General features: G+C 71.9%; 12 protein-coding genes. 1 reads left to right on the top strand and 11 read right to left on the bottom strand.

What is annotated here, in order from left to right:
- Window positions 1-329: 329 nt before the first annotated feature.
- The 7 genes from mctP to V6V47_RS29470 all read right to left on the bottom strand — a co-directional run bounded on the left by mctP (window position 330) and on the right by V6V47_RS29470 (window position 7,050).
- On the bottom strand, window positions 330-1,979 hold the full coding sequence (gene mctP, locus V6V47_RS29500) for a monocarboxylate uptake permease MctP (protein WP_334631728.1): 1,650 nt from the start codon (window positions 1,977-1,979) through the stop codon (window positions 330-332).
- Window positions 1,979-2,221, bottom strand: coding sequence for a DUF3311 domain-containing protein (locus V6V47_RS29495; RefSeq protein ID WP_334631726.1), 243 nt, complete (start codon window positions 2,219-2,221; stop codon window positions 1,979-1,981). The genes mctP and V6V47_RS29495 overlap by 1 nt, the downstream gene beginning before the upstream one ends.
- A 161-nt stretch (window positions 2,222-2,382) precedes the next feature.
- On the bottom strand, window positions 2,383-3,537 hold the full coding sequence (locus V6V47_RS29490; protein ID WP_334631724.1) for a bifunctional RNase H/acid phosphatase: 1,155 nt from the start codon (window positions 3,535-3,537) through the stop codon (window positions 2,383-2,385).
- A 3-nt stretch (window positions 3,538-3,540) separates the two neighbouring features.
- The gene (locus tag V6V47_RS29485) at window positions 3,541-4,278 is read right to left on the bottom strand and encodes a zinc ribbon domain-containing protein (protein WP_334631723.1); all 738 of its coding nucleotides are present in this window, start codon (window positions 4,276-4,278) and stop codon (window positions 3,541-3,543) included.
- Entirely contained in the window at window positions 4,268-5,104 is an 837-nt protein-coding gene (locus V6V47_RS29480) for a Nif3-like dinuclear metal center hexameric protein (RefSeq protein ID WP_334631737.1), read from the bottom strand. Before V6V47_RS29480 ends, V6V47_RS29485 begins: the two co-directional genes overlap by 11 nt.
- Window positions 5,105-5,231: 127 nt before the next feature.
- Complete coding sequence (locus V6V47_RS29475; protein ID WP_334631722.1) at window positions 5,232-5,804, bottom strand: flavoprotein; 573 nt, start codon at window positions 5,802-5,804, stop codon at window positions 5,232-5,234.
- Window positions 5,805-5,820: 16 nt separating this feature from the next.
- Complete coding sequence (locus tag V6V47_RS29470; RefSeq protein WP_334631720.1) at window positions 5,821-7,050, bottom strand: helix-turn-helix domain-containing protein; 1,230 nt, start codon at window positions 7,048-7,050, stop codon at window positions 5,821-5,823.
- Window positions 7,051-7,298: 248 nt separating this feature from the next.
- Between V6V47_RS29470 and V6V47_RS29465 the strand changes: the two genes are divergently transcribed.
- Complete coding sequence (locus tag V6V47_RS29465; RefSeq protein ID WP_334631736.1) at window positions 7,299-7,970, top strand: bifunctional DNA primase/polymerase; 672 nt, start codon at window positions 7,299-7,301, stop codon at window positions 7,968-7,970.
- Window positions 7,971-8,323: 353 nt separating this feature from the next.
- On the opposite strand, the gene V6V47_RS29460 is transcribed toward V6V47_RS29465, so the two are convergent.
- From V6V47_RS29460 to V6V47_RS29445, 4 genes are read right to left on the bottom strand one after another with little or no spacing between them, the layout of a single operon-like run.
- Window positions 8,324-9,046, bottom strand: a complete 723-nt coding sequence (locus V6V47_RS29460) for an FAD:protein FMN transferase (protein WP_334631734.1) — start codon at window positions 9,044-9,046, stop codon at window positions 8,324-8,326.
- Between the two features lie 49 nt (window positions 9,047-9,095).
- Complete coding sequence (locus tag V6V47_RS29455) at window positions 9,096-9,713, bottom strand: FMN-binding protein (RefSeq protein ID WP_334631719.1); 618 nt, start codon at window positions 9,711-9,713, stop codon at window positions 9,096-9,098.
- A gap of 11 nt (window positions 9,714-9,724) precedes the next feature.
- Window positions 9,725-11,143, bottom strand: a complete 1,419-nt coding sequence (locus V6V47_RS29450; protein ID WP_334631717.1) for a ferredoxin reductase family protein — start codon at window positions 11,141-11,143, stop codon at window positions 9,725-9,727.
- Window positions 11,140-12,522 carry a DUF1501 domain-containing protein gene (locus tag V6V47_RS29445; protein ID WP_334631716.1) on the bottom strand — a complete coding sequence of 461 codons (1,383 nt, stop codon included), beginning with the start codon at window positions 12,520-12,522 and terminating at the stop codon, window positions 11,140-11,142. The genes V6V47_RS29450 and V6V47_RS29445 overlap by 4 nt, the downstream gene beginning before the upstream one ends.
- Window positions 12,523-12,529: the final 7 nt, after the last annotated feature.

Below are 12,529 nucleotides of genomic sequence, written 5' to 3'. Positions count from 1 at the left end.
CCGTCGCCCCCTGTCGCCCCCGCCGCCCCCGCCGCCCCGTCGCCCCCCGTCGTCGATCTAGGGCACATCGCTGCTCGTGGAGATCCACGAACGACCGTTTGCCCTAGATCGACGAGGGGCGGGCGAAACGCGGGAGCGGCGAAACGAGGGAGCGAGCGGCACGAGGGGCGGGCGGAACGAGGGAGCGAGCGGCACGAGGGGCGGGCGGAACGAGGGACGGCGGAACGAGGGAGCGAGCGGCACGAGGGGCGGGCGGAACGAGGGACGGCGGAACGAGGGAGCGAGCGGAACGAGGGGACGGGCGGGGACGGGCGGGGGTGGGGTGGGGGTTAGGCGATTGGTTCGCGGGCCGGGTTGGCGTCGCGCTCGGGGCCCGGGGTGACGCGGGGGTCACCCTCGTCGGCGAAGTAGTCGTCGGGCGTGGTGCCGTCGACTCCCTCAGCCACCTTGCCGGCTCGCAGCGCGAGCGTCACCAGCGCCGCGACGGCCAGGTTGACCAGCACCGCCACGATGCCCACGTAGATCGTCTTGGTGGTGTCGAACCCGAACTCCGACAGCGGGAACGCCGAGCCACCGAAGTGCTTCCGGGTCGGGCTGGCCACCTGGTACAGCATCCACATGCCGAGCCCCATGCCGGCCGCCCAGCCGACGATCAGCCCGGTCCGGTGGAACCAGCGGGTGTAGAGGCCCAGCGCCACCGCCGGCAGCGTCTGCAGGATGATGACGCCGCCGATGAGCTGAAGGTCGATGGAGAACTGCGGGTCGAGGAAGACGATGCAGGCCACCGCGCCGACCTTCACCACCAGCGAGGTGATCTTCGAGACGTTGGCTTCCTGCGCCGGGCTGGCGTCCCGCTTCAGGTACTCCTTGTAGATGTTGCGGGTGAACAGGTTCGCCGCCGCGATCGACATGATCGCCGCCGGCACCAGCGCGCCGATGCCGATCGCCGCGTACGCGACGCCCGCGAACCAGCCCGGGAACTGCTGGTCGAAGAGCAGCGGCACGACGGTGTTGCTGTCGACCGTGCCCTCCTTCGCCCCCGGCAGCGGCTTCACGCCTGCGGCGATCGCCATGTAGCCGAGCAGCGCGATCAGCCCGAGCAGCAGGCTGTACGCCGGCAGCGCCGACATGTTGCGCTTGATCACGTCGCGGTTCTTGCTGGCCAGCACACCGGTGATGCTGTGTGGATAGAGGAAGAGCGCCAGCGCCGAGCCGAGCGCCAACGTGACGTACTGGAGTTGGTTGTTGCCGTTGAGCAGGATGCCGTCGTTCGGGTTGGGTGAGGCGTCGAACTTGGCGTCCGCGGCGGCGAAGATGTCCCCCCAACCGCCCAGCTTGTACGGCAAATAGATGACCGCCACCAGGATGACGATGTAGATCAGGCTGTCCTTGACGAACGCGATCAGCGCGGGCGCCCGCAACCCCGACTGGTACGTGTAGGCGGCCAGGATGGCGAACGCGATGATGATCGGCAGGTGCCGGGCGATCGCGTTGTCGCCGGTCACCCCCATCGTCTTGAGCACGGCCTCGATGCCGATCAACTGCAACGCGATGTACGGCATGGTGGCGACGATGCCGGTGATCGCGATCAGCAGGGCCAGCACCGGCGAGTCGAACCGGTTGCGGACGAAGTCGGCCGGCGTGACGAACCCGTGCCGGTGCGACACCGACCAGAGCCGGACCAGCACCAGGAAGACCAGCGGGTAGATCACGATGGTGTACGGCACGGCGAAGAACCCGGCCGCGCCGGCTCCGAACATCAACGCCGGCACCGCCACGAAGGTGTACGCGGTGTAGAGGTCACCGCCGACCAGGAACCAGGTGATCCAGCCGCCGAAGCTGCGCCCGCCCAGCCCCCACTCGTCGAGGTGCGCCATGTCCTTCGGGGCGCGCCAGCGGGCGGCCACGAAGCCCATGGCGCTGACCAGCAGGAACAGCAGGGAGAAGACGATGATCTCGGTGAGGTGATCGCGCCACATCAGCGGTTACCCCGCTTCTTCGTGAGCTGGTAGACCACGGTCGTGGTGGTCACGCCCAGCACGATGTACGCCAGTTGCAGCCAGTAGAAGCGTGGAAAGCCGAGGAACCGGGGCGAGTCGCCGTTGAAGAAGGCCGGGATCAGCGGCACCACGATGGGGATGAACAGCAACCAGTTCCAGGGGCTATGGTCCTTCGCCCTGGACCGCGCCGGGGTAGGCGCCTCCGATTCGGGTGCAGCCATCTGACACACCTCCGGGAAGTCGTAGCTAGCCATGTAACGGCCGGAGGCTACGACCCTGTGACCGCCGTCACGATCAATCAGCCGAGGACCCTGCGCCGAACGGCCGGCCGGCTGCGCCGAGCGGCGCGACCGGCCGGCCGACGGATGGGGTACGGGCCGGCTCAGCTCACGGCGAGGTGGGCGGTGTCGTTGACCGTGCGTACCGCGACGCCGCCGTCGGGCCACAGGTCGACCACCGAGATACCGGCCGCGTCCAGGAAGAGCCGGTGCAGGAAAGCGTCGCCGGCGGCGAGCGCGTCGCGCAGCACCAGCTTGATCGGCGAGACGTGCGAGACGACCACCACGGTCTCACCGGGGTACGCGGAGAGCAGCCCGGCGACCACGCGGTTGGCGCGTTCGGCCACGGCGGTGAACGACTCACCACCCGGAGGGGCGATCCGGGTCGAGGCGAGCCAGGCGTCCATCTCCCCCGGCCACCCCTCGCGCACCTCGGTGAAGGTGCGCCCCTCCCAGTCCCCGAAGTCGCACTCGATCAGGTCGATCTCGGTGCGTACCGGGACGTCGCCGAGCGCACCGGCGATCGCCGCCGCGGTGGACGTACACCGGGACAGGGGTGAGCTGAGCACGGCCGCGACGGCCGGGGCCAGCGCGGCCACCCGGGCGGCGGTGGCCGCGGCCTGGGCCCGGCCGCGCTCGGAGAGCGGCACGTCGCCCCGCCCCGAGTAGCGGCGCTGCTCGGTGTACTCGGTCTCGCCGTGCCGGACCAGGATCAGCCGGGTGGCGGTGAAGCTCGGCCGCGGCTCCCAGGAAGCCGGCGCGGTCGCCGGGTCGGTGCCGGTCGCCGGGGTGGTCCCGGCCTCCGCGACGGTGCCGGCCTTCGGGGGCGCCGTCTTCGCGGGTCGACCGGCGGCGGCGTCCATCGCGGCGTTGGCCAGCGCGTCGGCGTGCCGGTTGTGCTCCCGGGGGATCCAGGTGAACCGCACCGCGGCGAACCGACCGACCAGCCCGGCGGCCTGGGCGGCGAGCGGTCGCAGGCCGGGGTGCTTGATCTGCCAACGGCCGCACATCTGCTCGACCACCAGCTTGGAGTCCATCCGGACGTCCACCTCGGCGACGCCCAGCTCGGCCGCGGCCGTCAGCCCGGCGATCAGCCCCTGGTACTCGGCGACGTTGTTGGTCGCCGTACCGATCGACTCGGAACGCTCGGCCAGCACCTCACCGGTCTCCGGGTCACGCACCACCGCGCCGTAGCCGGCCGGCCCCGGGTTGCCCCGGGACCCGCCGTCGGCCTCGACGACGACCACGCGCGGCGCCACGATCTACAGGCCCGACTCGTTGGTGCGGACCATGATCCGCCGGCAGTCCTCGCAGCGGACCACATCGTCCGGGGCGGCCTTGCGGATCCGGTCCAGGTCGGCCCCGGAGAGCTCCAGCCGGCAACCGCCGCAGCGGTGCGCGGTGAGCAACGCAGCGCCCAGCCCGGTGTCCGCGCGGATCTTGTCGTAGAGGGTGACGAGATCGGCCGGGAGGTCGGCGGCGAGTGGCTGACGGGCACCCCGCTTGAACTCCTCCTCCTTGGCGATCTCGGCCAGCGCGTCGTCGCGGCGCTGCTCGGTGGCGGCCCGCTTCTCCCGGGTCTCGGCCAGCCGCTGCTCCACGCCGTCCAGGCTGCCCTGCGCGGTCTCCCGCTGCTCCATCAGCTCCAGCTCGGCGTCCTCCAGGTCGCCCTGGCGCCGGTTCAGCGAGACCAGCTCGTGCTGGAGGGCCTCCAGCTCCCGGGCCGGGCCGGTGCCCGCGGCCAGCCGGTTCTGGTCCTTCTCCTTACGGGCCCGAACCTGGTCGACGTCCTTCTCCAGCCGGGCGATGTCCCGGTCCAGGTCGTCGACCGCCACCTGGGCGCGAACGCGCTCGTCCTCCAGCGACGACAACTCCCGGGCCAGCGCCTCCAGCTCGGCCCGCTCGGGCAGCGCGCGCCGGCGGTGGGCGAGCTGGGCGAGGTTGGTGTCGATCGCCTGCAGGTCGAGCAGACGGCGCTGCACCTGGGGGTCAGCCTTCACGGTCGGGCTCCTTGTCGTCCACAGCGGGTGCGGCGGCGTGCACGGTCCACGGGTCGGTGTCCAGGTCGGACACCAGCGTCTCGACGCCCAGCACCCCCCGCAGGAGGGCGGCCAGGTCGTCCAGCCACGGTCGTTCGGTCGCCCAGTGGGCGGCGTCGATCAGGGCGGGACCATCGGCGGCGAGGTGCTCGCCGGCCGGGTGGTGCCGCAGGTCGGAGGTGAGGAACGCATCCACCCCGGCGGCGGTCGCGGCGTTGAGGAAACTGTCCCCCGAGCCACCGCTGACAGCGAGGGTACGAACCATACGCCCGGGATCCCCTGCGGCGCGAACTCCCCAGGACGTGACGGGGAGCACGGCGGCGGCGTGCCGGGTCAGCTCGGCGAGGGTCATCGGTCGGGGCAGCTCACCGATGCGGCCGATGCCCCGGTCCTCGCCGTACGCCGGCGACCCCGGCGCGGGCCGTTGCAGCGGGCGCAGCCCGGTCAGCCCCAACCGGGCGGCGAGGGCGTCGGAGACGCCCGGGGAGGCCACGTCGGCGTTGGTGTGCGCCACGTAGAGCGCCACCCCGGCCCGGATCAGCTGGTGGACGATCCGCCCCTTGAACGTCGTCGGAGCGACCGACGAGACCCCGCGCAGCAGCAGCGGATGGTGCGCGACGATCATGTCCGCGTCGACGGCCAACGCCTCGGCGACCGTCTCGGGCACCACGTCGACCACGCAGAGCACCCGGCGGACCGGGGCGGTCGGCTCGCCCAGCACGAGACCCACCCGGTCCCACTCCTCCGCCCAGACCGGCGGAAAGCGCCGTTCCAGCTCGGCCACCACGTCGGTCACCGTGGGGGTGGTTCCGCATACGCTCACGGCGGGCCAGCTTACCGGCGTACGGGCCGTCGGGCGGCGACACGGCCCGGCCGCGCCGGTCAGGCGGCGCGCCGGGCGGACCGGCCGAGGGCTAGGCGGCGCTCCAGGACACCGAGCGCAGCGCGGCGAGCGGCATCGGCCAGGGGAACGCGTGCAGGTGCTGTTCGCCCGCCCCGGGTGGGTGCAGGGCGAAGACGTGGTCACCGAAGAGCACCGTGACGCCCCACTCGGCCAGCCGGGCCACCCCGGCCCGGAACGCCGGGTGAGCGGCCATCGCGGCGTTGGTGAACGGCACCGCCACGATGGGGACGCCCTTGCCCTGCGCCTCGAACAGCAGCCCCAGAGCGAGGGTGTCCGTGATCCCGGCCGCCCACTTGTTGACCGTGTTGACGGTGGCCGGGCAGACGATCATGGCGTCGGCCGGTGGCAACACGTCCGGGTCACCCGGGTTCTTGTAGTGCGTCCGCACCGGGTGGCCGGTCTGCCGAGCCAGCGCGGGTTGATCCACGAACCTGGCGCCGTCCGGCGTGGTGATCACACAGACGTCCCAGTCGTCCTGTTGGGCCAGGTCCACCAGGCGACCGACGTGCCGGGCCAGCGGCGAACCGCAGGCGATGATGTAGAGCACCTCGCGGCGCTCGCTGACACGTTGCGGGCCGGCCATCAAACCGGCTCCGCGCTCATACCCCAACTCCCATCTGCTCAGCCAACTCCGCTATCGGAGAAGGCGGCGCACCACGTGTGCGACGAAGGACATCCGACATCACCTCGTGCGCGATCGGCCGGCAGCGGATCTCCGACGGGGCGAGCCGGTCGCCGAGCAGCAGCATCTCGCCGGCGTTCGCCACGTCACCGACCTGGGAGTAGCCGCGGGCGATGTCGAGCAGGTGGTGGGCGCGACGCTCGGGCAGCATCGCGTTGAACAGGGGCTCCTTGATGCGCAGACGATGCACCTCCACCGCCCGACCGCCGTCGCCCAACTCCACCGCGGCGGCGGCGCGGTGCAACTCGACGTTGGTCGGGCCGAACGAGGTCCAGTAGTGGTTCTGGTCGGAGCCGAGCAGGGTGGCGGCCTCCTCGGCGCAGGTGAGCAGGTCGTCGACGCTCGCCGAGTCGCCGATCCGGGAGGCGGCCATCGCGCCCTGGAGCAGCAGCATCCCGTAGACGGAGAGCCGGGCCGGGGAGACCTCGTTGCTGCCGCCAGGTGCCAGCCGGTTGGCGATCTGGACGTTCAACTCCAACGCCGGACGGGCCCGGCCCATCGCGACCAGGGCGTTGCACACACGGGTGGTGGCGATGCCGGCGAGCAGCGGGTCGTCGGCCCGCTGGGCCACTGCCATCGACCGGTCCGCGGCCAGCCACGCCAGCTCACACTCGCCGAGCTTGCGCAACACCGAGGACGCGATCTGATAGACCTGCCCGAGCAGGTGGGCGGCCTCCATGGCCTGGTGGCCGGCGTGGCCGGCGTCGGCGGCCTGGGCGTCCCGCAGCAGCTTGGGCAGCGCCCGGGTGAGCATCCCGTAGCGGCCGTACTGGTAGGTGAGCCAGGCGTGGTTGACGGACTTGCGCATGTCCTCCAGCGGCGGTGGGCAGGGCGCCGCGTCGAAGTACGCGCTCATCGAGTCGTACCGCTCCAGCGCCGCCCGGATCTCCTGCACCTCGATCTGGTCGATGCAGTTGAGTGCGTCGGTACGCCGCTCCGGGTCCTTGCCGAGCAGCAGTTGCACGTCCATCTGAAGGATGTCGGCGATCTCGTAGAGGACCGAAAACTTGTCCAGTCGGCGTACGCCGCGCTCGATCTTGTCCACCCAGCTCTTCGACTTGCCCAAGCGGTCCGCGAAGACCTGCTGCGACATCTTGCGTCGCCCCCGCCAGTAGGCCACACGCCGCCCTATGGGTAGCTCGTCCATCTCCCCATCCCTCCCCTCGCCGCCGCCGGGCCTGGACCGGGGCGGTGTCCGCGGGTGCGGCGATTGTCGTTCATCTTCAGGTTTCTCCTGGTCGCACAGCATGTACGTCAGCCGGAGAGCCAGTCCTCGTACTTTTCGTGCAAGTTGCACGAGCCGTTCGTCAACCTCAACGATCGCGGGTTACGGCAGTGACGGCGCTCAACATCAGACCTGGCATCGGCCGGGCCCGACGAGGGGAGATGGCACACATGTGGGGGAACGTCGGGCCGCGCGTCGCCGAACTGTCGCCATTGGAACGGGTCCGGCTGCGCCGGGTCGCCATCCGGTACGCCGCGCACGGCTGGGAGGTCACCCCCGGCGCCTGCCTTGCCCGCAGTCGGTTCGTGTGCGGTCGGGCCGGGTGCCCCACCGTGGGCTGCCACCCCGCGCTGGAGAACTGGGAGCTGGCCGCCAGCGCCGACCCGGCCCGGGTGGCCACCTGGTGGCGGAGCCGCCCGCACGGCGTACTGCTGCCCACCGGTCGGGCCTTCGACGTGCTGGAGGTCCCCGCCCACCTCGGCCGACAGGTGCTCGAAGCGGTGCAGACCCACCCCGCCGGCACGGGCGTACGCGGGCCGGTGCTGGTCACCCCGACCGGGCGCTGGATGTTCCTGGTCCGCCCCGGCGACCCGCTCCGGCCCGAGTTGGAGCACTGCTTCCACGTGGTCCGGCACGGGCCCGGCTCGTGGATCCCGGCGCCACCCACCCGGCTGCCGGAGGGCCCGGTCCGCTGGGCGGTCGCCCCGGAACAGGCCCGCTGGCAACTGCCCGACTCGTACCTGGTGCAGAACACGTTGATCGAGGCCCTGCACGCCACCGGGGTGACACTCGCCCCGGAACTGCTGCCCGGTGGCGTGCCATCGCCCCGGAGGGGCATGTGAGCCGACCTCCCGAAAGGCTCGGGCACCCGACTCGATCCGTTGCCCGACAGCGTCGCCCAGGCGCCGGTCCTCGTTGACCAGAGGAAGGCGCGTACTCGCGCCACGAACGGGGGAAAGATGTCCATGAACGACCGAGCGCCACATCCCGGCGGCACCGAGCCGCCCCGGCGCAGCCATCCCGGGCACCGCTGGGCCGGCACCCGTCCGTCCGGCTCCCGCCCCGGGCGTCCGCGGCCCACCGGCACCCGCCCCGCCGGCACCCACCGCCCGATCCGTTAGGGCCTGTGTCGGGGTCCTCGGTCGAGCCGAGGCGGAGTCCAGGCGGTGTCCGGCCAGGGACCCCGACACAGGCCCTAGTCCGTCAGAGGGAGCGCGGCGGAGTGGAACTGGCGGGCGTCGTCGGTGATGACGGCGTGCGTGTGATCGGACAGGCGGTCCAACCAACCGATCCCGGCGGCGCCCATCGCCAGGGCGGCGGTGGCGTACGCGTCGGCCACCCCGAGGTCGGTGCCGACCACGGTCACCGAGCGCAGGCCGGTGGCCGGTGCACCCCGGCGCGGGTCCAGCACGTGTGGGCCCCGCTCGTAGACACCCGATGTGGCGATGGCCAGGTCGGTCCCGGTGAGCACGAGGCAGCTCGCCATCGCGTCCCACGGGTGTCGGATGCCGATCCGCCACGGCTCCCCCGAGGGCGCGCAGCCCCGGACCCGTACGTCGCCGCCCGCGTTCACGAAATGGTTCACCGCGCCGGCGGCGAGCAGCCGGTCCGAGGCGACCTGCGCCGCCCAGCCCTTCACGAACCCGGACGGGTCGAGCCCGCCGGTGGCGTACGCGTCGAAGAACCCATCGGTGACGCCCCACAGGTCCGCGCAGGTCTCCAGCACGTACCGCAGGTCTGCCGACGCCTCGGACAGCAGCACCTCGCCCCGGTCGAAGCGGCGCACCTCGCTGTCCGCCCGGTACGTGCTGAACCGGGCGTCCACCTCGCGCATCCAGGCGAAGACGTCGTCGGCCAGGTCGTGCAGGTCCGCCGGAGGCAGGTCGTCGGCGAGGTCCAGGCTGATCGCCGTACCCATGATCTGCTCGACCCGGCACAGCCCGGGGCGGGTCATCGCCGGCGGCACGTCAGAAGGCCTGCTCGATCGCGGACCGTAGGGACTGCTTGTAGGCGTTGCTGGTCTCGGTGGCGCCGGAGACGGTGTTGATGTTGGCGCTCTGCTTCTGCACCACCTCGCCGCCGGTGCCGTTGTACCTGTTCCGGACGTCCTCGCTGTGGATGTCGGACTCGCCCCCGCTGGGCAGCGACAACGTGATGGCCTCGACGATCCGGTTACCGGAGACCACGATCTGCACCTGCACGTAACCGTAGTTCTCGCTGCCGTCCTTGGCATCGAAACCGGCTCCGGTGACCCGGCGGGTGCTCGACTGCGGCGGCTTCGTGGTGGTCCGCGGCGCGCTGGGGGCCTTCGTGGTGGTGCCGTTGCCCGACGGGCGGGCGGTGGTCTTGCCGGGCTTGGGCGACGTGCTCGCGCCGGCGGTCGCGGACGGCTTCACTCCCGCCCCCGCCGGACCGCCCGGGGCCGCCGGATCGAGGCTCGGGTCCGTCCCGGACGGGGTGGGGTTGATCCCCTGGGCCGCCGGCAGGTCCTGGGCGACCTGGCTGGTGCCCGGCGAGCCCTTGAGCACCACCAGCGCGGTGGTGCTGGCGGCGAGACCGGTGATCGCGAGGAACGCGCGACGCATGCGATGCCTTCCTACAACTCGAAGGTGGCCAGGTGGATCTGCCGGCGCGGGACGCCGGCACGGCGCAGGGCGCGGACCGACTGCTCGACCAGGCCGGGCGGCCCACAGAGGTAGACGTCCCGTCGGGCCACGTCGGGCACCAGTTGGCGCAGGCCGTCCGGGCTCAGAAGCTGGCGGGGGCCGGGATCGTCCCGGGAGCCGATGACGTACCAGAGCGAAGTCTCGCGCTCCTGGGCCAGCCAGTCCAGCTCGCGGCTGAGCAGCACGTCGGCCGGGGTGCTGGCGCGGTAGATCAGCGCGGCGCCCGGCGGCAGCTCCTCCAGCATGGCCCGGATCGGGGTGATGCCGCTGCCGCCAGCGATCAGCAGTGCCCGCTCGCGGAGCCGGTGCGCGGCGGTGAAGGTGCCCGACGGGCCCTCCGCCCACACCCGGGTGCCCGGGTCCAGGTCACGCAGGTCGGCGGTGTGCGCGCCCACCACCTTGACGGTCAGTCGCAACCACCGGCCGTTGGACGCGGCCGAGACGGAGAACGGGTGCGACTGCCACCAGCTGCCCCGGGTGAGGAAGCGCCAGCGGAAGTACTGGCCGCCGAGCATCTCCAGCCGGTCCAGCCGCTCGCCGGTCAGGTAGACGGAGACCGTGTCCGGGCTCTCGGCGACCACGTCGGCGACCTGCAACCGGTGCCGCAGGTTGAACACCAGCGGCGCGATCAACCGGCCCCAGAGCAGGGCTGCGATCACCAGCACGTACATCGCGATCCAGAACGTCCGGACGGGCCCGGGCCGGTACAGCTGGCCGCCGTGGCTGAACTGGTGGCCGTAGCCGAGCAGCAGCACCAGGTAGCTGGAGAGGTGCAGCACGTGCCACAGCTCGTAGGGAAGCGCGCGGCGGATGGCCCGGATGCTGGTGAACCCGATCAGCACCATGATGCCGGCGGCGACGAACGCCGAGAGCATGTTGTCGTACTCGCGCAGCAGCGTGCCGACCTCGGCGAGGGCCGAGTGTTTACGCAGGCCGGCGTAGCCGACCAGGATCAGCGACACGTGCGACAGCATGGCGACCAGCAGGGTGGCGCCGACGTCGCGGTGCCAGCGGGCCAGTTGCTCGCCGCCGATCCACTTTTCGAGCACCGGCAGGCGGCTCATCATCAGCACCTGCACGAGCAGCAGGTAGCCGGCGACCAGGCCGCTGATCCGACCGGCCGCGGTGATGGTGGCCGTCGTGGTCCTCAGCGAGCCGGCCGGGGTGTCCAGCCACCACGGCAGCACGCTGGCGAGCAGGCCGACCGCGAGCAGCACGGCCAGCAACCGCCGGCCGCCGGGCCCGCGCCGGTCCGGGATCTGCGGGGGTACGGGCGCAGCCGACCGGCCGCCGTGCCGGGACGAGGTCCCGGTACGACGGCCGGCGGCGTGGGTGTGCGAATGCGTCACGCGTACAGCTTCATCGGGGCGTACTTCTGGCGGGGGAAGACCTTGTCGACCTCCGCGTTGGTGAGCCCGAACCGGCCCTGCGCGACGGAACCGTAGACGTTGAACATGTTGTTCCACTCCGGCACGTCACCGGAGTCCAGCTTGTCCAGGCCGTTCCAGGCGCCGAGCAGCGAGCCGGCCAGCTTCTTGCCGGACAGGATGGTGACTACGCCGCCGTGCCCGTGGTCGCTGCCGCCCATGTTGGAGCCGACCCGCCGGCCGAACTCGCTGGACACCATGATCGTCACGTCGGCGGCCTTTGGGCCGAGGTCGGTGAAGAACGCGGCCATGGCGCTGGCCAGCTCGCCGAGCCGCCGGTGCAGCTGGCCGCCCTCGCGGGTGCCCTGGTTCTCGTGGGTGTCGTAGCCACCCATCCCGACCGTGGCGACCCGGACGTTGGCGCCGCCCTTGATCAGCTGGGCGAGCTGCTGGAACGCGTTGCCGACGCCCTCGTACTTGACGCCCTCGGCGGGCTGGTACGGCTTGGCGGCGAGCTTCTGCGCCGTGGCCAGCGCGCCCATGCCCTCCTGCACGGCTTCCTCGACCGGGTGGTTGATCCCGGTGAAGAGCCCCTTGATGGCCTTCTCGGTGGCGGCCCGGAAGCGGTCGTCACCGTTGAGGCGCAGCGAGCCGACGTTGTTCAGCGAGAGCGCGCCGTTGTTGCCGACCAGCGAGCGGGGCAGCGTGCTGCCGATGCCGACGCTGCGGAACGCGGTGCCCTTGCCGAGGTTGTCGACCAGACCGTCCAGCCAGCCCCGGCCGCCGGTCTCGTTGGGCAGGCCACCCAGGTTGCAGGCGTCCGCGGCCTGGAAGTGGCTGCGGGACAGCCGCTCGTCGGAGACCGCCGGGATGAAGGCCAGCTGACCGGCCTTGAGCCACTGCTCCAGCGGCTTGAACGCGCTGGTCAGCTTGAAGCCGCGGCCCAGGGCCAGCGAGTCGTTGCCGAGCAGCAGGTCGGGGCGGGCCTTGGCGAGCACCGGGTCGTTGTCCGGTGCCACCAGGCTCAGCCCGTCCAGCCCGCCGTAGAGGAAGACGTGGATCAGGGTGCCGGTCTTGGTCGCCGCGAACGACGCCGAGGTGGTGACGAACTGGGCCGTGGCCAGCGCCGTGGCGGTGGCCGCCGCGCCGGCGACGAATGTCCGTCGGGTGACGCCGCGACCGTCCTGCTGGGCCTCCTCGAGGTCCTCCAGGGTGCGGTAGCGGTCGGCCTCGGCGGCGTTCTCGGCAGCGACCATGTCGGCCTCGGCGCGCAGCAGAGCCTCGGCCGGGTTGTCGGCCAGCCGCCGCACGTCGGGGCATTCGGGGTGCAGGGGGAAAGAGTTGTACACAGTCTTCTCCATCGGGTGC

It is taken from the genome of Micromonospora sp. CPCC 205539 (genome assembly GCF_036906815.1).
Lineage (GTDB): Bacteria > Actinomycetota > Actinomycetes > Mycobacteriales > Micromonosporaceae > Micromonospora.
The sequence above is the reverse complement of the archived record's forward strand: the minus strand, read 5'-3'. Positions and strand labels throughout refer to the sequence as shown.

Excerpts from the sequence above, each read along its gene's own strand:
- mctP (WP_334631728.1), bottom strand. The coding sequence starts at position 1,979 with ATGTGGCGCGATCACCTCACCGAGATCATCGTCTTCTCCCTGCTGTTC.
- V6V47_RS29460 (WP_334631734.1), bottom strand. The coding sequence starts at position 9,046 with ATGGGTACGGCGATCAGCCTGGACCTCGCCGACGACCTGCCTCCGGCG.
- V6V47_RS29455 (WP_334631719.1), bottom strand. The coding sequence starts at position 9,713 with ATGCGTCGCGCGTTCCTCGCGATCACCGGTCTCGCCGCCAGCACCACC.
- V6V47_RS29495 (WP_334631726.1), bottom strand. The coding sequence starts at position 2,221 with ATGGCTGCACCCGAATCGGAGGCGCCTACCCCGGCGCGGTCCAGGGCG.
- V6V47_RS29475 (WP_334631722.1), bottom strand. The coding sequence starts at position 5,804 with ATGGCCGGCCCGCAACGTGTCAGCGAGCGCCGCGAGGTGCTCTACATC.
- V6V47_RS29470 (WP_334631720.1), bottom strand. The coding sequence starts at position 7,050 with ATGGACGAGCTACCCATAGGGCGGCGTGTGGCCTACTGGCGGGGGCGA.
- V6V47_RS29465 (WP_334631736.1), top strand. The coding sequence starts at position 7,299 with ATGTGGGGGAACGTCGGGCCGCGCGTCGCCGAACTGTCGCCATTGGAA.
- V6V47_RS29445 (WP_334631716.1), bottom strand. The coding sequence starts at position 12,522 with ATGGAGAAGACTGTGTACAACTCTTTCCCCCTGCACCCCGAATGCCCC.